16 protein-coding genes are annotated in these 21,933 nt (G+C 43.6%); 2 read left to right on the top strand and 14 right to left on the bottom strand.

Annotated features, from left to right (window positions below; translation table 11 throughout):
* Positions 1 to 2: 2 nt before the first annotated feature.
* The 12 genes from nirD to bioB form a co-directional block, all read right to left on the bottom strand.
* Positions 3 to 329 (bottom strand): nitrite reductase small subunit NirD, encoded by a 327-nt coding sequence (nirD, locus tag AB4238_RS11770; RefSeq protein ID WP_372033618.1) that lies wholly within the window; start codon positions 327 to 329, stop codon positions 3 to 5.
* Positions 326 to 2,956: a nitrite reductase large subunit NirB gene (gene nirB / locus AB4238_RS11775; protein WP_372033619.1), complete on the bottom strand. Its 2,631-nt coding sequence runs from the start codon at positions 2,954 to 2,956 to the stop codon at positions 326 to 328. Before nirB ends, nirD begins: the two co-directional genes overlap by 4 nt.
* A 290-nt stretch (positions 2,957 to 3,246) precedes the next feature.
* Positions 3,247 to 3,819 (bottom strand): ANTAR domain-containing response regulator, encoded by a 573-nt coding sequence (locus tag AB4238_RS11780; RefSeq protein ID WP_372033620.1) that lies wholly within the window; start codon positions 3,817 to 3,819, stop codon positions 3,247 to 3,249.
* Positions 3,810 to 4,991, bottom strand: coding sequence for a glycosyl transferase (locus AB4238_RS11785; RefSeq protein ID WP_372033621.1), 1,182 nt, complete (start codon positions 4,989 to 4,991; stop codon positions 3,810 to 3,812). Before AB4238_RS11785 ends, AB4238_RS11780 begins: the two co-directional genes overlap by 10 nt.
* Positions 4,984 to 5,898 (bottom strand): uroporphyrinogen-III C-methyltransferase, encoded by a 915-nt coding sequence (gene cobA / locus AB4238_RS11790; RefSeq protein WP_372033622.1) that lies wholly within the window; start codon positions 5,896 to 5,898, stop codon positions 4,984 to 4,986. Before cobA ends, AB4238_RS11785 begins: the two co-directional genes overlap by 8 nt.
* Entirely contained in the window at positions 5,898 to 8,666 is a 2,769-nt protein-coding gene (locus tag AB4238_RS11795) for a molybdopterin-dependent oxidoreductase (protein WP_372033623.1), read from the bottom strand. Before AB4238_RS11795 ends, cobA begins: the two co-directional genes overlap by 1 nt.
* Positions 8,667 to 8,961: 295 nt before the next feature.
* Positions 8,962 to 9,309 carry a tetraheme c-type cytochrome CctA gene (cctA, locus tag AB4238_RS11800; protein ID WP_202289309.1) on the bottom strand — a complete coding sequence of 116 codons (348 nt, stop codon included), beginning with the start codon at positions 9,307 to 9,309 and terminating at the stop codon, positions 8,962 to 8,964.
* A gap of 302 nt (positions 9,310 to 9,611) precedes the next feature.
* Positions 9,612 to 10,475: a protease HtpX gene (htpX, locus tag AB4238_RS11805; protein ID WP_371993913.1), complete on the bottom strand. Its 864-nt coding sequence runs from the start codon at positions 10,473 to 10,475 to the stop codon at positions 9,612 to 9,614.
* Between the two features lie 294 nt (positions 10,476 to 10,769).
* Positions 10,770 to 11,435 (bottom strand): dethiobiotin synthase, encoded by a 666-nt coding sequence (gene bioD / locus AB4238_RS11810; protein ID WP_372033624.1) that lies wholly within the window; start codon positions 11,433 to 11,435, stop codon positions 10,770 to 10,772.
* A gap of 25 nt (positions 11,436 to 11,460) precedes the next feature.
* Complete coding sequence (locus AB4238_RS11815) at positions 11,461 to 12,231, bottom strand: methyltransferase domain-containing protein (protein WP_372033625.1); 771 nt, start codon at positions 12,229 to 12,231, stop codon at positions 11,461 to 11,463.
* A gap of 55 nt (positions 12,232 to 12,286) precedes the next feature.
* A complete protein-coding gene (locus tag AB4238_RS11820; protein ID WP_372033626.1) occupies positions 12,287 to 13,474 on the bottom strand; it encodes an aminotransferase class I/II-fold pyridoxal phosphate-dependent enzyme in 1,188 nt (395 codons plus the stop codon).
* A gap of 103 nt (positions 13,475 to 13,577) precedes the next feature.
* Positions 13,578 to 14,630, bottom strand: a complete 1,053-nt coding sequence (gene bioB, locus AB4238_RS11825) for a biotin synthase BioB (protein WP_372033627.1) — start codon at positions 14,628 to 14,630, stop codon at positions 13,578 to 13,580.
* A 249-nt stretch (positions 14,631 to 14,879) separates the two neighbouring features.
* Here bioB and bioA point away from each other — a divergent pair, with 249 nt between their 5' ends.
* Positions 14,880 to 16,220, top strand: a complete 1,341-nt coding sequence (bioA, locus tag AB4238_RS11830; protein WP_372033628.1) for an adenosylmethionine--8-amino-7-oxononanoate transaminase — start codon at positions 14,880 to 14,882, stop codon at positions 16,218 to 16,220.
* A 50-nt stretch (positions 16,221 to 16,270) separates the two neighbouring features.
* Here the strand turns inward: bioA and AB4238_RS11835 are convergent, their stop codons facing one another.
* A complete protein-coding gene (locus AB4238_RS11835) occupies positions 16,271 to 17,158 on the bottom strand; it encodes a hypothetical protein (protein WP_372033629.1) in 888 nt (295 codons plus the stop codon).
* Between the two features lie 219 nt (positions 17,159 to 17,377).
* Positions 17,378 to 19,333, bottom strand: a complete 1,956-nt coding sequence (locus AB4238_RS11840) for a methyl-accepting chemotaxis protein (protein ID WP_372033630.1) — start codon at positions 19,331 to 19,333, stop codon at positions 17,378 to 17,380.
* A gap of 390 nt (positions 19,334 to 19,723) precedes the next feature.
* Here AB4238_RS11840 and fusA point away from each other — a divergent pair, with 390 nt between their 5' ends.
* Entirely contained in the window at positions 19,724 to 21,814 is a 2,091-nt protein-coding gene (gene fusA, locus AB4238_RS11845; RefSeq protein WP_372033631.1) for an elongation factor G, read from the top strand.
* Positions 21,815 to 21,933: the final 119 nt, after the last annotated feature.

The following is a 21,933-nucleotide window of genomic DNA, read 5'->3' on the forward strand; positions in this document are numbered from 1 at the left end:
CCTTAAGCGAGTAATCGCGCTAATACTTTGCCAGACTCACGTTTAACCTCATAAACATCTACACTCAGCACCTCATTTTCTAAGCAATGCCCTGTCGTTAAGCTGTAGTGCTGTTTATGCAGTGGTGACGCAACAAATAGCTCATTGTCAAATTCACAAAGTAGCCCCCGTGAAAGCACACTTACGCCCGTTGCAGGATCGATGTTATCAATGGCATAAATGCCTGCATCTCCAAGGTGAAAAATCGCCACCGCTTTACCAGCAACCCATGCAGCAACGCCTCTTTTGGCCGGTAAAGCTTGTTCATCACAAATAGTTACCCAATTCATACCAATACCTCCTCTTCATCCAACTGCGTAATTGCGATATCGCCTAGTGTCGATAGCTTGTGATTAACAGCACTAAATGTTTCGACTTCAGAGCTGATAGGAAATTTTTGTGAGCGTTGATATTGATACTGTTTTGTATCAATTAGAGGTGCCTCTTTAGGGTTGATAAATTCTCTGAAACGTTGCAAAAACACATCATCTTGCAAACTGGTTTTCCATTCGCATTGATAATTGACAACGACTTTATGCATCTGGCTTTCTAACTCATCAGCTAAGCCTAAAGAGTCTTCAACCACGACAGATTGCAAATATTCAAGCCCACCAGCTAAAGACTCAAGCCACACTGATGTGCGCTGAAGTCGCGCAGCTGTTTTGCTGTAGAACATCAGTATTCGGTCAATATAACTAACAAGTTGTTCGGTTGAGAGATCGGTTGCAAACAGATCGCCATGTCTAGGTCTCATCCCACCATTACCGCCAACAAATAGATTCCAGCCCTTCTCTGTTGCAATAACGCCAATATCTTTACTCTGCGCTTCAGCACATTCTCGAGTACAGCCTGAAACGGCAAACTTTATCTTGTGAGGTGACCGAAGGCCTTTGTATCGGTTTTCTAATGCAATCGCCAAGCCTACAGAATCTTGCACGCCGTAACGGCACCAAGTATTACCCACACAAGATTTAACCGTACGCAGCGACTTACCATAGGCATGCCCAGTTTCAAATCCCTCAGCGATTAGTTCAGACCAGATCGCAGGCAAATCAGATAACGCAGCACCAAACATATCGATACGCTGGCCACCTGTAATTTTGGTGTATAGATCATATCTTTTGGCTATCTGGCCCATGGCGATCAGTTTATCTGGGGTGATCTCGCCACCAGCAACTCTCGGCACCACCGAATAGCTGCCGTCCTTTTGCAGGTTACCTAAATAAGCATCATTACTATCTTGCAGGGCTACATGCTTTTCATTGAGCACATACTCATTTTCCAAGGTAGCAAAAATAGAAGCGGCAACAGGTTTACAAATATCACAGCCTAGCGCTAATTCAGAAGAGCCCTCTTTGGCATGAAGCTGATAAAGTTGCTCGAAGTTACTTATGTTTTCTACTTGGCATAGGTGAAACAGTGCTTGGCGATCATGCTCAAAGTGACAGCAGATCCCTGAATCTGTTTCTAGTCCTTGTGCCTGCATAGTTTCATCAATGATCTGCTGTACAACAGCGGCGCAACCTCCACAACCTGATGCCGCTTTAGTGCAACTTTTTATCTCAGCTAGCTGGTGATTTCCCGCAACAACTTGTGTAACGATGTCCGCTTTTGTAACTTGGTGACATGAACAAACAATGGCGCTGTCTTTTAGCGCTAATGGCGCAGAATCATCAGCCATTAGCAATGTGACGGCCGGCTCTTCTAACGCTTCTCCCGACAAGTATTGGCTAAGCAGATGGCTGTATTCGTCAACATTGCCTACCAGAACAGCCCCTCGCAGGTACTCGCCAGTTTCATCAAGCCAAAGCTTTTTATAAACCCCAGCTTGAACATCACTGAGCTCAACATATTGCGCATTATCAAAACCACGGCTTGCCCCAATAGATGCCACATCAACCCCAAGCAGTTTTAACTTAGTGCTCATGTCTGCACCGGTGAACTTTAACGCCTCTGTAGCCGGCGAGACTAATGAATTATCAAGTAGCTGCTCGGCTATCTGAGACACTGCTACTTTGGCCATTTGATAGCCAGGAGCGACTAAGCCAAAGATCTGTTGTTGCCAAAGGGCACACTCTCCAATGGCGTATACATCCTTGGCGGATGTAAGGCAGCAGTCATCTATAACAATACCGCCGCGTTCACCAATACTTATGCCACTCTCTCTAGCTAATGCATCTTGAGGACGGATCCCTGCGGAAAATACAATCAAATCCGTTTCTAAGCAACTGCCATCACTGAAATTAAGTCGATGCTGCGCCCGCTCACCATCAACAATCTCTTGTGTTGCTTTGCTCAAATGCACACCAAGCCCTAACGCTTCAATTTTCTGCCTTAATAGTTCACCACCTTTGTCGTTCAACTGCACTGACATCAATTGCGGTGCAAACTCAACCACGTGAGTATCGAGCCCTAATGCACTCAGCGCATTAGCGGCTTCCAGTCCCAGTAACCCACCACCAATAACGACACCTGACTTGGCCGTCGTTGCAGCTTGCTCAATAGCTTCCAGATCATCAATAGTGCGATAAACTAAACAATCACGACGGTCATTACCCTTTATCGGCGGTACAAAAGGAAAAGACCCTGTTGCCAAAACAAGCGTGTCATAAAAGACTGTCTCACCATTCACTGTCAGTTGTTTATTATGTTGGTCAATATTGCTGACCTGCTGCCCTAGATGTAAAACAACACCTTGCGCCGCATAATCAGCCTGCGTTGCTAACATAAGACTATCGGCGCTACTCGATTCGAAATACTTCGATAGTTGCACCCTATCGTATGCAGGCAAACACTCTGCACCAAAAACCGTAACGTCATAATGTCGATTAAGCTGTTGCTCACATAATTGTTCCACAAAATGGTGACCAACCATGCCATTGCCCACTATAACTAACTTGGGTTTATCTACTCTCATGCTTTGCCCCTTTTGTGTCTTATACTATTTATTTCAAACAAAAAGGCGCCAATCTCCCTAATGGAGATGGCGCCTTTGCCAAAAATTCAAATTGTTAATTGCTATTAATAACGAATAAAAACCGCTGCTTAGTTACTCATAAAAGTAGCGAAGATTGTGCCAGTATTCACCTCCACTCAAAATACATTCAAAGCGTTGATTTAAATACCTTTTAAACCAGGATAACGCTAAAGGCTACTTTCCTCAAAGCTCCCTGCCATATCTTTTGCACCAATATGGTTAGCAACTGATTATTTATGTGCAAAACGACCCTGCGCCATTTTTCCAAGACCTGCTGCACAATCAGGCAAACGAACACCTCCATCCATAGACACTTTCTGAATAACTTTATGGGCCTCTTGCTCGGACAAGCCCGATTGCTGTAAATCACGCTTAGCCAGTTGAATACGTTTTTCGTCCTCGATCCGGCATTCAAGTTCCGCAACTTTACTGTGCAAACGGTTAGCCGTTTTAAAACGGACGAGTGCCAACTCCATTAATTTTACAAGACGGGAATAATCAAATGGCTGCGGTACATAGGTAACCCGCCCACAATGCAGCAACGTAGATAATTGCCACGGTTCGATACTTGTGGCTGTGATAATTAACGGTGCAGGTGCGAATGCCATCAATCGTTCAACAAACTGCAAATGCGAGGCTCTGATAGTGTCAACGACCATAAGCACGGTATCCGTGGCATTGTTAAGTTCGAAACGCTCAAACTGTGATATTGACGTGAAGCTAACTAAATCAAAATCATGACGCTTGGCAGCGTCAATCAACCCGCGATTGTCTGTATCCTCAATCAAACTCACTAAGCGCATGCCTTGCCTCCTGAGCTAATAAGGTCTGCCCCTGGTTTACAATGAGCTTGTGTTTTTAGATCTGTAACACCATTTATTGAATCGTTCTGGTGTCGCTGCTGCCAAAATGTCTTAGCCATGCTTTTAGCCACATCAACTTGAATACTGGAATCGAGCAGCATAAGAACAGCCATCACATTCGTCATCACGGTAGCCTCTGCTCTGTGGGCTTCCGCTGAATCTAGAGCACCATCGCTATGATGGTTAACAGATAAGGAAAGTTCATGCCAAAGCAAGGATAGCCATTGAGCAGACAGCTCTATCGCATTTGCTTTGCGACCAATCAAGCCGTCAAGCTGGGTAGGCAAAGCGATTTGACGCTGGCCACTTAGACTAAAAATATTAATTGTTGTTGAGGTTCTTGAGTTTAATTCACACTCGCCTTGATACCCCTTAAATATAGCGACATTAGATTGATGCAGATTAGGCTCATTTTTGGCCATTAAGCGCGCCACATTAAAGTGAATATCATCTAAGCCCGCGTGAAAATAGCATCTAAGACTAAGTCTGGCATTTGCCGGATTAATACAGCGGATAGCGCTTTGAAACAGGCTTCTTAGACCAAGCTCTTGATGAATGACGCTAAATGAGTGAACCAGTGCCGACAACTTGTCGGCACTTACATAGCAGATCCCAGCAGACTTTAACGCAACATTAGCTTCCGCCGCAGTTGAAACAGTACTAATTCCTAATTCATCGACGAATTTTGCAATATGTTGCCGATGAGGTAACGCCTTGTCATCCCCATGCAATAAAATACGATACCCTTGCTGTGCCAGTAACTTGGCACTAAGCAATAGGTAGGGTAATTGATCACGCTTGGCGCCATAACAAGGCCAGTCAATATCGACATCAAGCTGCTGCCAGTTACTCTCTATCGTTGTTTTTAACGCAATAGCAGCGCCAGCAACCTCTTCAGCACTCTCCCCCTTAACTCGCATCAACATTAGTGCCACACTTAGCTGAGTCACGTTGCCAAAATTATCGTAAAAACCGCGAATGAGTTGATAGCTTTCAAGAAAATTTAACGAACGAGAGCCCTTCTTTCCGCGAGCAAGGATTCTGATTAGCTGTTTATACTCATGAGATTCAGTAATATTCACTAATCTAGCTTTGGTGGCGTAACTATCCATATGCACGCTCAAGCGGTAAGTTGTTAACCATTTGACCAAGGTCAAGCGAGCTCATACAGTTAGCAAGCTCCTTGCCTATAGCGACCACCTCACCAACAATCAGCAGTGTTGGACCATCAACCGTTATCGCACCAGCTACATCAACCATATCCTTAATCGTGGTAGTGATTACCTGCTGATCCGTGCGGCCGCCATTAGAGATAAAAGCCACCGACAGCGATAACTTAGCACCGGCTTTTAATAAACCGTGCGCGATATCTGCAGCTCTCTCTTTTCCCATATAAAACACAAGTGTACTTTTTGATGCCAGCAAACCGCCCCATTCAACAGCAGAGTCATCACAATTATGTCCAGTCACAAAAGTCACTGAACGAGACACTTTTCTGTGTGTCAACGGGATCCCAGCGCTTGCAGCGCAACCCAAAGCGGCTGTGACCCCTGCTATAAACTCACTTTTTATACCATGTTGAGCAAGATACATAGCCTCTTCAGCACCGCGGCCAAATACGTTTGGGTCACCGCCTTTAAGACGAATAACCACCTTACCTTGTTGGTTCAATTGGAGTAACTTGAGGTTTATCTGCTCCTGAGTCGCACTCGGTTCCTCAAAGCGTTTTCCCATATAATGTAATTCACAATCATCAGCCGCTAACTGTAAAATATCTCTACTCACTAAATTGTCATAGACGATTGCCTGGGCACCGATTATTGCTCGTACCGCCTTAATAGTCAGTAGATCAATATCACCACAGCCCGCGCCGACTATCGCAATCCTATTTTCATCGAAACCAGCTGTATTTTGCATGGAAATTGTTTCGTTTAGCGTTAATAACAGCTCTTGGCTTAAGTGTTGTTGCGGTAGATTATTTTCCAATTGCACTGGTTTATTTGTGGAATTTAGCATCATTAAGCAACCTCCCTGTTTGGTCTCTGCTTCTGTGCTATGACACAGTCTGCAATCTCTTTTACTTGATTTAAGCAACTACCACATACCGCACTGCAGTGTAGTTTTTGCTGTACTTTTTCAATTAATGATGGAGCATTGTCGGCACCACCCGAGATATCTATTAGCATCTGCGATTCAATATCAGATTGGGTCACCCCCGTGCAGGCACACACTATTTGACTACTACCAGCACGCAGTATTTGATGTAATTTTTTAATTGAACCAGCATTAAATATTTGATTTATCAGTAACTGAATAGCATTGTTATCAACACATAATTGCTCTACACCTGTGATAACTAACGTTTTAAGACGCCCTTTATTGACGATGCATGTCACTCGCTTGTTTTGATGCTTCCACTGTATAACATGACCGTTCACACTGGCTGCTGATGACAAGCAAAGTGTCGTATTAAGCTCTGAGAGTGACAGACTAAAATCTTCATCTGCAGCGATGTGACGGCAAAACCCACCTTGAAGCTGCTGCTTTACATCCCAGCAAAGCAATTCGGGATCAACGACAGATTGTCCCCACTCCGTTCCCTGTTCCACCACTTTTAATGGCTTAATTTGTACCCATTGATTCTTAAACCCGGGTTGCTTTGAATGGGGATCTACCGCTGCTGAAGTAACATTATTAACGCCACCACTCTTACTGAACTGTGATGACCAATGCATAGACAAAAAAGCACTATCAGTTTGTATTGATTGCTCGATAACAACTCTAGCAATCAAAGGAGTGGCTAGGTTGTCAGTGGCTAACGCAGCGAATTCGCCTTCAATAAGCCCATTCTTAATCGATGTTGACACATTTAGCTTTAGTTCTGGCTGATAGTCTGCAGCAGCCAACTTGGCAATATGACCAGTCTTGGTCATTGTGTGCCACTGATCCCGAGTGCGGCCACTGTTTAGTCGAACTTTATTGGAGCCTGAACTAACATCATCAGAAATGGGTGATGTTATTGCTGATGTAAATGGGGTTTCGACAAATTGCGCCTTACCCGTTGCGGTTGCAAATACTCCATCATTAAAGAGCCGTTTGTTTTTTTGCCCCAAAGCGTCAATATCATCAATCGGCCATTGAGTCGGCACAAGGTGTTGGTATTGATCCGGTGTCAGATTTGCAAGTCCTGCAATTGAGAACTGTTTCTGTGGAAAATGTTGCTTTACACGTGCGCTTAGCTGAGCATATTCCTTGAAAATTTCGCCGCTGTTTTTAAAGTTAAACTCAGCGTTAAACCCAAGCGCTTTGGCTACTTCACACAGTGCCCACCAATCGGCCTTTGAATCACCTTGAGGTAACACAAAACGGCGCTGGCGACTAATAGTGCGTTCACTATTGGTTACGGTACCCGATTTCTCTGACCAACCTTGTGCCGGCAACAGGATATCAGCGTACTGAGCGGTATCTGTATCAGCTGTAATATCTGATACCACTACAAAATCACATGCTGAGAGTGCTTGCTTAACTAACGCTGTATCAGGCAAAGAAACGACTGGATTAGTTCCTAAAATCCACACAGCTTTTATTTCACCGCTTGCCATCGCTGCGAACATCTCCGTCGCCGTTTTTCCTTTTGTATTGGCTAATTTATCAGTATGCCAATAGTTTGCGACTAACTGGTGCTCCTCTTCAGAAAAACCGAGATGACAGGCAAGTTGTGTCGCAAGGCCACCAACTTCACGACCTCCCATGGCATTAGGTTGGCCTGTGAGTGATAGCGGCCCACAACCTGGTTGACCAATATCCCCTAATGCCAAATGGCAATTTATAATTGCATTACTGGTATTTGTGCCTAAAGTAGACTGATTAACCCCTTGGCTACTGGCGGTAACCACTTTACTGCTTTGCTTATACAAGGAATAAAACTCAATAATTTTATCTACTTGCAGACCAGTATGACGTGCTATATCGTTAACAGCGCTCCCCCCCTCCTGCGCCTTTGTTAATACTTGAGAGAAACCTTCTGTGTATTGTTTTATGTAGTCATCATCGTGTTGCAGATTTGAAACGATAGCATTCAATAAGCCATTAAACAGCTGTAGATCTGAGCCAGGAGTGAGCTGAAGATGAAGATCGGCCTGCGAAGCTGTCGCTGTAACACGCGGGTCGATCACCACCAACTTAGTGCCACGTTCAGCTCTTGCAGCCAAGAGCTTTTTAAACAGAACCGGGTGCGTCCAAGCTGTATTAGCCCCCACTAGAACGACAACATCTGCCAGCTGTAGATCTTCATAGCAACCAGGAACGACATCTTCACCAAAGGCGCGCATATGAGCGCTCACTGCCGATGACATGCATAACCTTGAATTAGTATCTACATTTGCGGTACCAATAAAGCCTTTAGCTAATTTATTGGCAACATAATAATCTTCCGTAAGCAGTTGACCTGAAAGATAAAATGCAACTGAGTCTGAACCATATTTAGCGATAGTGCTATTAAATGCATTCGCGACTGCTGATATTGCCTTAGGCCAGCTTATATCCTCATAATCTGCCCCCGTGTTTTTAATACGTGGATATAACAGTTTATTAGGAAGATTTAGGCTATCTAATAGCGCCAAGCCTTTACCACACAGATCGCCACTATTTGCAGAGTGTTCCACATCTCCGCTAATAGCAAAAGAGCTGCTAGCTGAAGCTTGACCGACCTCAGCTCTATCAACCTTCTCGACCTTTACCCCGCAACCGACACCACAATATGCACAGGTTGTTTTACAGCTTGGCATGATTCGCTTCCCGTTAATTTACTCTGCATGTGATATCGCAATTCTCATGCCATAAATTAAAGCGCTGTTTTTAATAGCTATTTGTTAGGGTAAACACTATTAACTTGCCTGCATGTGCTACAAAGGGGCAAATGCACGCACCGAAATCACGCAAGCCATTGATAAACATTGAGATAACATACTCACAAAGAGGTATAAGAGTAACAACAAGTCAATTGGTATTAAAACTACAAAACGCAAAATTCAGGCACAAAAAAACCAGCTATTAGCTGGTTTTTATAGATAACGGCTGAAGTTATTTAAGTGTTGACTCAGCAGTACGTCCATCGTCATGACAGCTGTCACAAGTTGGTTTGTCACCCACGTTCATTTCATGCGGAGCATGACAATCTGCACACATTAGCATGCCGTCGTGTGGCTGATGGACTGCATCCATCTCTTCAAGTGTGCCGTGACAAGATTGGCACTGTTCAAATTCGTATTCGCCATCTGCAGACGGAGAACCGTCGGCGTGACATGCTTCACAACCGTCCATTTCTGCATGCATTTCAGCCAATTCTTGGCCTTCAGCAAACACAGAAGGAGATAACGCCAATGCTGCGATTGCCGCACCAAAGATTGCACTTAGTAGTTTTTTGCTCACAATTGTATCCTCATTTGATGTTCGCATAGTGGAAACATTATAAGTAAGTTTCGTTTCCATCTTGCGATCAATATTATTAGCACGACTAAGCTTAATTTAGCTAAGCATTAGCTAATTCGCAACTAATTTAGTTTGAAGATCATAACATTGTGATTATTAGCAAAACGTGCGCTCCATCAAACTATGCTACTCAGTCGAGGCATAGAATGTAATATGGCGGCATTTATCGCCTTGATTTTGGGTGATAAAAGCACAACTTGTACAGTAAACTGTCAAACGGTACTTTATTTACCACACGCTAATTAATTAGCTCTAAGTGCTGCGATACGCTTCTCAAGTGGTGGATGGCTCATCATCAGTTCAGCCATTGATTTTTTACCATTGATACCAAGAGCTGACATTGATGCTGGCATTGCGCCTGTTTCAGGGCCCTGCTTGAGTCTATCAAGCGCTGCTATCATTTTCTCTTTACCTGCTAGGCGTGCACCACCTTCATCAGCTTTAAACTCACGAATGCGAGAGAAGTAGGCGACGATCATTGAAGCAAGAATACCGAAAAGCATATCAAGTACGAAGACAACTGCCATATAAGCAAACATGCCTAGACCTTCACCTTCTTCGTCATTACTAGCTACAAAGTTATTGATGATGCCCGCAACAACACGAGCTGCAAATATAACAAAGGTATTCACGACACCTTGGATAAGCGTCAACGTAACCATATCGCCGTTAGCTACATGGCTAACTTCATGAGCTAGTACCGCTTCGATTTCATCATGGTTCATGCCATAAAGTAGACCACTACTCACGGCAACGAGTGAATTGTCTTTACTCGGCCCAGTTGCAAATGCATTGAACTCTTGCGATTGGTATATCGCAACTTCTGGCATTTTGATTCCAGCTTGTTCGGCTTGACGAGCTACGGTTTCAACTAACCAACGCTCAGTATTGTCACGAGGGGTCGTAATAACCTCACAACCCATAGTCTTCTTTGCCATCCACTTGGAAATCGCTAGACTAATGAATGCACCACCAAAACCGAAAATAGCAGCAAACACAAGTAAGCCACCCATAGTTGATGTATTAACACCCAAAATGGACATCACAATTGATGCCACCAATAAGATCGCCATATTGGTAGCAATCAGTAAAAATATACGCTTCATTTAAGCTCCTGTAGGATCAAAATAATCCCGATAAATACTCTTAAAGACATAATATGTCCAAAATTGCTTTTTTCAAGGGGGAACTGAGTAAAAAACAATACGACCGCTTTAATTCTAGCCCAGTCGCTTTCTTTATCAGGTTGAGCGATTTTATGCAGTTTTTATTAATCTAATCTTAATTCGAGTCGAAATTGACATAGATGCTGATTAATCTTTTTTAACAGAGAGATAGCCCTAACAAAAATGTGGAAATTTACATCATTTGTCGGGCTACTGATATGAGGGAGTTAACGCTTAAGCCAGTTGAGCGGTATCAATATATTTAGCAGCATTCTCTGCAGTCGCATTTTCAAGATGGGGAATATGCCCAAGAAATGGTGCCGAAATCATTTGTTGTAATGATGCTAGGTTTTCCTGCTGATTTTCCATTTTAGAATCAACTTGATTTGCTACCCATCCAGCGACTACAAGACCATCGCGCTCAATCGCTTCAATCGTTAATAAGGCATGATTGAGGCAACCTAACTTCATGCCTACCACCAAAATTACCGGTAAACTCATCGCTTGTACCACTTCAGACATATAATGCCCTTCGCCTAAAGGCAAACGCCAGCCGCCAGCGCCTTCAACAAGCACAAAGTCTGCACCTAAGTGCTGAGCCATATTAAGTTGTGCTTGAATGCGAGAAGGAGTCAAATCGACATTTAGCTCAGCAGCTGCAATATGCGGTGCAATCGCAGGCGCAAACGCAAAAGGGTTTATATCATCATAAGGCAGCTTAATGCTGGATGCAGCCATCAGTGCAAGGGCATCGCTATTCCTTAATCCCTGCTCTGTTTTCTCACAACCAGAGGCCACAGGCTTAAACCCTACCGTTTCACCAGCTACTGCGGTTAATAACGCTGATGACACTAAAGTTTTACCGCAATCAGTGTCGGTGCCAGTTACAAAATAAGTCATGCATACTCCAAGGTTTCAGCCTTTATTAACGCGTCTTTGTCGCTTTGATAAAACTGATATGATAAGTCAAAGGTAGCCCCTCTGGGGCGCGGCTTAACTCTGCCTTATTAACTAATTTTTGCCAATCACCTCGCCCTCTCAGTGTGACGTGGGGTTGATTTCGCTGATGTTTAGGATCAACTGTTGATGCGCCAACTCCCTTGATAGACTGCAATAGAGACTTAAAGTCATCGAAGTAAACGGTAATTGCACGTGTCTCAATATGGAGATCGCTCCACAGCTTTAAATCAAAACAGCGCTTGATCGCATGTTCACTATTAAAACTGTTAACGTTTAAGCCTAAATCAGCCAATTGACACAGGCTATTCTCACTGACAATACTGGCATTAATTTCACCACCCACTTTCAGCACCCGATTAGCTTCGCTTATTGCGCCATCCAAGTTACTGCACCATTGCAATGCAATATTTGAATATATGGTATCAATTGAGTCACTCAGTAAAGGGAGATTATGCGCGTCACCGCATAGAGCATGATGCGCAGGAAAATCGGTTTTAAAGGTATTGAGCATTCCCTGTGCGATATCAACGCCAATAACTTCATTTACAGTTTCAAATTGATTAAAGGCCGTACCTGGTCCGCATCCAAGATCGAGTAATCGAGCTGAGGGTGACATATTGTCTAGCAGTTGCTTAGCGGTTATACGCTGTAAAACATCATGAGAATGATATGACGATGCCGCCGCAGAAAATCGATTTGCGACATCAGTTGTTAATTGGTCTAGCCCAGTATTCACGTTATAGGGTCCTGTCCACTATGGGAGTTTATAATCTTACAGCTAAACAACACCATTACTGGTCTTGTAAAATATCTGCAAGTACGGCTACAAACGCGTGGATATCTTCTTCGCAATGTTCGGCTGTTAATGTCACTCTTAATCTAGCGCTACCTTGAGCCACCGTTGGGGGTCTAATTGCACCGACCCAGAAACCGTGTTCTTTTAACCTTTTTGCAATTGCCAATGTCCTAGCACTATCACCGATAATAATAGGTTGAATTGCAGTGCATGAACCAGTTAGTTCAATACTGGCAGCATCACAGCTTGTTATAAAAGTGGCAATGTTAGCCTGTAACTTTTGATTCAGTTGCGGCGTATTAATAATAGTATCGATAGATGCAGTCACAGCAGCGGCATTTGCTGGTGAAAGCGCTGTCGAATAGATATATTGCCTTGCGTTTGCCACCAAATATTCGATTAACTCGCGGCTTCCCAGTATCGCAGCGCCCTGTCCTCCTAAAGCTTTCCCAAATGTAACCACCTGGGCATCGATATCAATGCCCTCGGCCACTGCGGAGGCGCCCATGCCATTATCTCCGATAACGCCAAAGCCGTGGGCATCATCAACGATGAACCATGCACCATTTTGTTTGCATAAAGCAGATAGCTCTGCCAGCGGTGCTACATCACCATCCATACTAAAAACACTCTCGGTGATCACAGCGCATGGAGCGTGGCGTTCAAAATTATGAGTGGCTGAGGCAACATCATTATGGATAAATCGTTTCAGCGTGGCACCACTATCTTGCAGGCCATCAATCACAGAAGCGTGCACCAACTTGTCAGTGAGCACCTGATCAGAGTCATTGAACAAGGTTTTCATCAAGGCATGATTTGCTGTAAAGCCAGAACAAAAAAGTAGTGCTGCTTCATGACCTGTCGCGTTACACAATGCCTGTTCAAGCTGCTGGTGTGCCTGATTATATCCAATGACTAAAGGCGAAGAAGCACCACCAGCACCAAAATCTTTTGCACCGCTATATAGGGCTTCAATTACATTTGGATCTCTAGACAGTCCTAAATAATCGTTACTGCTAAAGTTAATATAGGGTAAGTCATCGACTTCAAAACAGCTGGCGTGTTCAGGGTCAAGCATAACTTTAACCCGTTTTCTTAACAGCCCTTTGTCTGCCAAAGACCGATTAGCCTCTACCACCCTATCGTGAAGCGGCTGTAATTTTTTCGTGGCGACATTAGACATAACATTACTCAATATGAGAGCGAGACTTAATTACCGTTAGCAGCCATCGCTGTTAACGGTATATTTCTGTTAAAGCAGTTTCTAAACTAATTCGCTTAGGTATTTACAGTGCACCGGCATCATAAAAGGCTGAAGCTTTCTTATCTTGCTGCGCAGCAGCCTTGGCAAGCATAGCTTCATCTTGCTCTTTAGTTGCTGCGATCCCCTGCTCAGGGTGTAATCCAAGACGTCTGAACAAACTCATATCATCATTTTCTTCTGGGTTAGGTGTGGTCAACAGTTTGCAGCCATAAAAAATCGAATTAGCACCAGCGAAGAAGCACATAGCTTGCAGTTCATCAGTCATATTTTCGCGACCGGCAGACAAGCGCACACGAGATTTAGGCATAATGATCCGCGCTACAGCAATAGTACGCACGAACTCAAGCGGATCTAAATCATCAATCTTTTCAAAAGGAGTGCCTTCTACTTTAACCAGCATGTTAATTGGTACTGAATCAGGATGTTTATCGAGGTTGGCCAATTGTTGCAGTAGACCTGCTCTATCGGTTGCTTTCTCGCCCATGCCCACAATACCTCCAGAACAAACTTTCATGCCTGAGGCACGGACATTAGATAAGGTATCTAATCGGTTTTGATAGGTTCGCGTAGTTATTACATCACCGTAATACTCAGGTGAGGTATCTAAGTTATGGTTGTAATAATCAAGTCCAGCATCAGCGAGTTCGCTCGCTTGATCCGCAGAGAGCATGCCTAAGGTCATGCAGGTTTCCATGCCTAGTGATTTAACCTCTTCAACCATGGTTTTAAGGTATGGCATATCACGCTCTTTAGGGTTGCGCCACGCAGCTCCCATACAAAAACGTGAAGCGCCAGCGGCTTTTGCACTGCGGGCTTCAGTTAACACGGTTTCCATTGCGAGTAAGCGTTCTTTTTCAAGACCTGTATCATAACGTGCACTTTGCGGGCAGTATTTGCAATCTTCAGGGCAAGCGCCAGTTTTAATCGAAAGCAAGCGACTGATCTGCACTTCGTTAGGATCGAACTCTTGGCGATGTACGCTGTGGGCTTGAAACAACAGATCATTCATCGGTAACGCAAATAAAGCTTCAATCTCTTCACGTTTCCAGTTATTTCTCACTTGTACATCTGACATCTCTTTTTCCTTTTCTAGCTCACACTAGTTACAAAATCGTGCTTTTCAATCGACGCGTGCATCTTGTTAACGACTACAGAATAGAAAAACCCATAACTGATAGATTAAAGATACAAAATAAACTATTACAAACAGTGCATTAGCGTATCAACGCTGCGTGATTTAATTAATATTTATCTTGCCTAGGATACCTGTAAGCCTTAACCTGTCAATGCCAACCAGTCCAAAAGGTTTACTAGCGGTCAAATTATGAGCACACCAAAACAGTTCAGTAATCAGTTTATTGATTTAGAGTTCGATGCCAAACATCTCTGGCACCCTTACACCTCGATGAATAATGCACTGCCCACCTATGGTGTAGTGAGCGCCGAAGGGGTTGAGTTAACCCTAAACACTGGTGCTAAACTGATTGACGGCACTAGCTCCTGGTGGGCATGTGTTCATGGCTATAGCCACCCTAAAATTGTCAGCGCAATGCAGCAGCAAACAGCACAACTCAGTCATGTGATGTTTGGTGGGATAACTCACCGACCTGCTGTCGAGCTAGCAAGAATGCTTGTCGACATGACAAGTGAGCGCCTAACCAAAGTGTTTCTCGCTGATTCGGGATCTATTGCTGTAGAAGTCGCGATGAAGATGGCGTTGCAATATTGGCAAGGGCGAGATAAACCCAACAAACAAAAGATCCTTACGGTGAAAAGCGGTTATCACGGCGATACATTTGCCGCCATGAGTGTATGCGATCCCGAAGGAGGCATGCACACTATGTTTGGTGAGCTCGTCACAGAGCAACTGTTTGCGCCAGCGCCAAAATCGCGTTTTGCTGAAAGTTTCGATGCAAAAGAGCTTCTTTCGATTAGCAACATGTTTGAAGATAACCATCAGCAGATAGCTGCAGTGCTTATTGAACCAATTATGCAGGGTGCCGGCGGAATGCGCTTTTACCACCCAGAGTATTTGAGCGCACTGCGAAAATTATGTGACAAGTATGATGTACTGCTAATTCTCGATGAAATTGCCACAGGATTCGGTCGCACCGGTAAACTCTTTGCTTATGAGCATGCGAATGTAGAAGCAGACATATTGTGCTTAGGTAAAGCGCTTACTGGTGGTTATATTTCATTAGCTGCGACAATGTGCAGTGATGAAGTAGCAAAAGGTGTAAGTGATTCTCCAGCAGGTGTTTTCATGCATGGACCAACATTCATGGGTAACCCACTAGCCTGCACAGCAGCCATTGCAAGCCTTGAGCTTATTAACCAACAAGAGTGGCAAACCCAAGTTGCCAATATCGAATCTCAAATGAGCGCTGAGCTTGCAGATGCCGTTAACTACGCCAATGTTGTTGATGTTCGAGTACTTGGTGCTGTTGGCGTATTAGAGATGAGTTCAACCTTAAACACCGCAGAACTTCAACAACAGTTTGTTGATCTCGGAGTATGGATAAGACCCTTCTCAAATCTTATCTATATTATGCCTCCGTACACCATCTCAAGTGAACAGTTGACCCGATTAACCAGCGCGATGAAAACCGTTGCAAGCCAAATATCACTGCCAGAAAATGACACCAGCTTTATAAGCCACGGTTAGCAAGCTGGTGCTGTGAACTGGTAATCGTCAAAAGATTAACAGCTAGGCGACTATGGTTTTACCCCATAGTGAAGCGCCATTGCCTGCAGTTGTTCGAGGGGTACCAGAGGAAAATCAGTACGTTTGGCGTATTGAACATATGTAGAATAAAAAATGTTTGTCCCAGCGATTTTATCTAACTTTTGTGTCAGTTCACTTCCAGTGCTGTTCGCTGTTAAGCAGCACTGACTATACTGAGCAACGACTTGGGACAAACTACTTCCTCTTTGAAGCAATAAAGCATCAACTTCAGCAAAATAAGCGGCACCAGACCAATAAACACGCATATATGCATGCTTTCGCCACATGTCATTAGAGACCATGCTCAACTGACCTGGTTGAGAAATAGTATTAAGACGACCTCTGTTAAACCCCGCTTGTAGTATATTTATAAAGCCATCCTTGTCTATGACTTTGTTCTGCAACATAACAATATTCTGCATGTAAGTTGCAAAACCTTCATTTAACCAAAACGAAGGATAGTCTAAATACGGAATGTAGAGATGGGACAGCTCATGATAAAGCGTCCAGTCATCAACAAAATCTTGTAAAGGCCACTCAGAGTTAACTTGTAGCCTTATTGTATTCGTCCCCCCTCTAATCACTTGGGCAAAAGGTACTGGCTCGTTGGCACTGGGCTTCATCACCAACTCAAATTTAATACTCTTACCAGGGAGCTTACCTAGCGATAACTCAACCGCGGTTTTGCCACTCAGTATCCATCGCTGAAGCTTCTGCTGATCACGAGCCGGTAAATCCGCCATATCGATTTCAAGTTCTGTCGCAAAGGCAGCACTTAAACTGCTGGATACTAATGTACCAAATAACAATAAGGAAATTGAATACTTGTAGTGGCTGCTCTTGCTTATCCTCTTTAGCATTTCATCTCCCTTTATCATATATGGGACAAGTATCCTTAGTGATTAACCTATCCCATTGCAGCCTCTTGAATACTCTTAACCTACTACGTTAAGCATCCGTCAGCAGATCACCTTAATAGCCCTATGTAAACGAGGTAGCTACGGCTAACCTTTAATAGAGTTTGTAACTTTCGACAGTAAAATCTTAGATAAACATACTATCTATGCGGTAACCCCTGCACTTTGATTCATAAAAAGTTACAGCTTAAACCCAGAAATGTGTCGAGCTAAACGTTGAGAGTTTTGTGCTAACGCCTGACCGATTGATGAAGCTTCTTTTGCTGCAATGAGTGCCAAATCAGCGCCTTCTTTAATAGCATTCGTACGGGCATCCATTGAAGCTGATACCTCTCGTTGAGCATCTACAGTTTGAGTTATTTGTCCACTGATAAGTACTATATCCTCAACATTGCTAGCCAAAGTCGCAATACTTTCACTAACCAAGCTCGCCTGTTCAACTCCTTCGTTGGCCTGCATTGAACCTGACTCCATTGCCTTCACAGCTTGTTTTGCGCCCTTTTGGACCAGCTCTATCATAGCTTCTATCTCTTGGGTCGAAGACTGGGTGCGGCTAGCTAGCGTTCTCACTTCATCGGCGACCACCGCAAACCCTCTTCCTTGCTCCCCTGCTCTTGCTGCTTCTATTGCCGCATTTAGCGCCAGTAAGTTGGTCTGCTCAGCTATAGAACGGATCACATTAACGACTTTACCGATATCACAACTATGCACTGCTAGTTGATTAATCACTTCAGCGCCCGTGGCAACCTCTTGCGCTATTTTGTTAATCCCGTTTACAGTGCCTGCAATCACAACTTTGCCGTTCTGCACCGAATTTTGTGCATCGGATGTGACTTGGTTAGCATCATGAGTGCAACGTTCGACACTATCTGCGGAGTGAACCATATCAGTGATAGCTTCTGCAACATTGTGGGTTTGCGCTTGCTGCTTTGTTAACGTGCTCTCTACGTCAGCTGTTACTAATTGCATTTTATCGCTGGCATTAACCACATCGACACTGACTTGCTTTACCTCAGTGATGAGCAACCTTACGCTCACCAACATATGGTTAAAAGCTTCTGCAATTTTTGATAATTCATCATTTCCAGTGACATCTAAATCTGCCGTAAAATCGCCCTTGGCGACCCGAGAAGTTAATGCCTCAATGGCTATCACTTTTTCGACGATTGCTTTGTAGATAATCAAGAGAATAGTCACACCAGTAATAACGACCATTAACGCTGTAATAATGAGCCAAAACATATGTGATCGCTCGTTTTTAAGTCGGTTTTGGATTTGTTGTTCAAGCACTTCTGCTGTGGTATTTCCTAACAGGGCTAGCGCTTCAGAAAGCTGACTTGACAGTGTATTAAACGCATTTAATTCGATGCTAAATTCATCAGGGGAAATTATCTTTTCATCAACCGTATCAACAAATTGCCTAACTAGCTCTGCGGATTCAGCGAGTGCGCTTTTTAATGGCAACATTTTGGTATCTGCAACGGTTGCGGACAACCGACTGGTCCCTTTCTTTAATAAGATTTGTTGTTCCGCCAACCTTTTATTAAGGGCTACGATTTGGGTATAAGACTGAGGGGTAAAGCTACCTTGTTGCAATATATTCGACGAAAGGGATGCAACCAACGAGTAATACTCCGTCAATTTAGCAATACGATTAATGTATAATTCGGCCAGATAGAAACCACTGGGTTCGCCGTCGAGAGCCACTCCAGACTGTGCCGAAACATCTTCTTTTGCGCTCGCAATGCTGCCTGCTAATGTGTTTGCGGTATCTTTAGTATTCCTGTCGAATTCAAGTGACAATTGTCGTAACACATTAACAGAATTAGGTTGCAGACTTTGTGTTGTTTCTATTTGCTTAAGGCTCGATAACACAAGTTCTTTTAACTGACTGTAATTTTGCCAACCATTAGCCCGGCTTTGACGATATGCATGTTCCATCTCACTCAATTCAGTTAAAACAGACAACCCTGTAATTTCATTATTGAGTAGGTTTAGTTCATCTTTTTGCTGCATAACGATTAGGCTAGCACCGAATACGAGAGGTAAAAGAGTAACAATCGCAAGAAGGGTGAACTTCTTCTTAAAGCTCAATCGGTTGGCTATTTGCATTCCAGCAGAAATAAAGGGGTTCATTTAATCTCGAGTCCGTTCTGTTACTAGTTGATAACACATGACCCGTCGGTATCGATTTTTCTTTCACCATAGATCCTAAAAAGCTTCGAAATAGTTCTAAACTTAATGTTGATCAATTTGGCAATATCCCATTCCGGTGCTAAAGAGCAACAGGACAATATTTATTCTATTTTTGCTTAAAAAAGAAAATTGCGAGCGGTTCTATAGATAAATCGGCAGCCTATAAGAGGTAGAGGATGATTAACAAACGATAAATTTAGGCTCAAAATGTGATTTTTTCATGATATTTCGCTTAAATTAGCGCTGAATGATAAAAATCGATAAAAAAAATGGAAAAGTATTGCTATACTTGCGCGGAATTTTAGAACGTAACTCCAATAGAGTAGAAAAATGACTGATTTATCAAAGTACAGAAACATTGGTATCTTTGCTCACGTTGACGCGGGTAAGACCACCACAACTGAGCGTATCCTTAAGCTTACCGGTAAAATCCATAAGATAGGTGAAGTTCATGACGGCGAGTCAACAACTGACTTCATGGAACAGGAAGCTGAGCGTGGTATTACCATTCAGTCTGCTGCTGTTAGTTGTTTTTGGAACGACCACCGTTTCAACGTTATTGACACCCCTGGCCACGTTGACTTCACAGTAGAAGTTTATCGTTCTCTTAAAGTTCTTGATGGCGGTGTTGGTGTATTCTGTGGTTCTGGTGGTGTTGAACCACAATCAGAAACTAACTGGCGTTATGCGAACGAATCAGAAGTTGCACGTATCATCTTCGTAAACAAGTTAGACCGTATGGGTGCTGACTTCTTACGTGTTGTTAAGCAAACTCAAGACGTTCTTGCAGCTAACCCACTTGTTATGGTTCTACCAATCGGTATCGAAGATGAGTTCTCTGGTGTTGTTGACCTGCTAACTCGTAAGGCTTGGGTATGGGATGAAACTGGACAAGCTGAAAACTACAAGATTGAAGATGTTCCAGCTGACATGGTTGACCAAGTTGAAGAATACCGTGAAATGCTTATCGAAACTGCTGTTGAGCAAGACGATGACCTAATGGAAGCTTACATGGACGGCGAAGAGCCATCTATGGAAGACATCAAGCGTTGTATCCGCAAGGGTACTCGTACAATGGACTTCTTCCCAACATACTGTGGTTCTGCATTTAAGAACAAAGGTATGCAGCTTCTTCTTGACGCTGTTGTTGATTACCTACCAAACCCAGTTGAAGTTGATCCACAACCTCTTACTGACGAAGAAGGTAATGAAACAGGCGAAGTTGCAACAGTATCTGTTGATGAGCCATTAAAAGCACTCGCATTCAAAATCATGGATGACCGTTTTGGTGCCCTAACCTTCGTACGTATCTACTCAGGTAAGATCAACAAAGGTGACACCATCCTTAACTCGTTCACAGGTAAAACTGAGCGTGTTGGTCGTATGGTTGAAATGCAAGCTGATGAGCGTAACGAACTTGATTACGCACAAGCGGGCGACATCATCGCTATCGTTGGTATGAAGAACGTGCAAACTGGTCACACTTTGTGTGATGTTAAGCACCCTTGTACTCTTGAAGCTATGGTATTCCCAGAGCCAGTTATCTCTATCGCTGTTGCGCCAAAAGATAAAGGCGGATCAGAGAAAATGGGTATCGCTATCGGTAAAATGATTGCAGAAGATCCATCTTTCCGCGTAGAAACTGACGAAGATTCAGGTGAAACTATTCTTAAAGGTATGGGTGAGCTTCACCTAGACATTAAGGTAGATATCCTTAAGCGTACATACGGCGTTGACCTAATTGTAGGTGAGCCTCAAGTTGCTTACCGTGAAACTATTACTCAGGTTACTGAAGATAGCTACACGCATAAGAAACAGTCTGGTGGTTCTGGTCAGTTCGGTAAGATCGACTACGTTATCCGTCCAGGTGAGCAAAACACTGGTTTCACTTTCAGCTCTTCAGTTGTTGGTGGTAACGTACCTAAAGAATTCTGGCCTGCAGTTGAGAAAGGTTTCGCATCTATGATGGATACCGGTACTGTTGCTGGTTTCCCTGTACTAGACGTTGAACTAGAACTAACTGATGGTGCTTTCCACGCAGTTGACTCGTCAGCTATCGCGTTCGAAATCGCTGCTAAAGGCGCATTCCGTCAGTCTATGCCTAAAGCCGGTGCACAACTTCTTGAGCCAATCATGAACGTTGACGTATTCAGCCCAGAAGACAACGTAGGTGACGTAATTGGTGACCTTAACCGTCGTCGTGGTATGATCAAAGACCAAATGGCTGGCGTTACTGGTGTTCGTATTAAAGCTGACGTACCGTTATCAGAAATGTTCGGTTACATCGGTTCACTACGTACTATGACATCTGGTCGTGGCCAATTCTCTATGGAATTCGCTCACTACGCACCATGTCCAAACAGTGTTGCTGAAAAAGTTATCGCTGAAGTTAAAGCACGCGAAGCTGCTGCTAAGAAGTAACTATTAACTAGTTATAACTCTTAACGAGTTTTAAGCTTTAACAAAAGCCTATAGATGCAAATCTATAGGCTTTTTTATTGCCTCTAAGAAATTTCCTTCTAACTAATACCAATCAGTAT

The organism is Shewanella sp. 10N.286.45.A1 (assembly GCF_041470405.1).
Lineage (GTDB): Bacteria > Pseudomonadota > Gammaproteobacteria > Enterobacterales > Shewanellaceae > Shewanella.

Coding starts and splice junctions, on each gene's coding strand:
- htpX (WP_371993913.1), bottom strand. CDS start 10,475: ATGAAGCGTATATTTTTACTGATTGCTACCAATATGGCGATCTTATTG.
- AB4238_RS11835 (WP_372033629.1), bottom strand. CDS start 17,158: ATGATAAAGGGAGATGAAATGCTAAAGAGGATAAGCAAGAGCAGCCAC.
- bioB (WP_372033627.1), bottom strand. CDS start 14,630: ATGTCAGATGTACAAGTGAGAAATAACTGGAAACGTGAAGAGATTGAA.
- bioD (WP_372033624.1), bottom strand. CDS start 11,435: ATGACTTATTTTGTAACTGGCACCGACACTGATTGCGGTAAAACTTTA.
- AB4238_RS11795 (WP_372033623.1), bottom strand. CDS start 8,666: ATGCCAAGCTGTAAAACAACCTGTGCATATTGTGGTGTCGGTTGCGGG.
- nirD (WP_372033618.1), bottom strand. CDS start 329: ATGAATTGGGTAACTATTTGTGATGAACAAGCTTTACCGGCCAAAAGA.
- fusA (WP_372033631.1), top strand. CDS start 19,724: ATGACTGATTTATCAAAGTACAGAAACATTGGTATCTTTGCTCACGTT.
- AB4238_RS11840 (WP_372033630.1), bottom strand. CDS start 19,333: ATGAACCCCTTTATTTCTGCTGGAATGCAAATAGCCAACCGATTGAGC.
- nirB (WP_372033619.1), bottom strand. CDS start 2,956: ATGAGAGTAGATAAACCCAAGTTAGTTATAGTGGGCAATGGCATGGTT.
- AB4238_RS11820 (WP_372033626.1), bottom strand. CDS start 13,474: ATGTCTAATGTCGCCACGAAAAAATTACAGCCGCTTCACGATAGGGTG.
- bioA (WP_372033628.1), top strand. CDS start 14,880: ATGAGCACACCAAAACAGTTCAGTAATCAGTTTATTGATTTAGAGTTC.
- cobA (WP_372033622.1), bottom strand. CDS start 5,898: ATGATGCTAAATTCCACAAATAAACCAGTGCAATTGGAAAATAATCTA.
- AB4238_RS11785 (WP_372033621.1), bottom strand. CDS start 4,991: ATGGATAGTTACGCCACCAAAGCTAGATTAGTGAATATTACTGAATCT.
- AB4238_RS11780 (WP_372033620.1), bottom strand. CDS start 3,819: ATGCGCTTAGTGAGTTTGATTGAGGATACAGACAATCGCGGGTTGATT.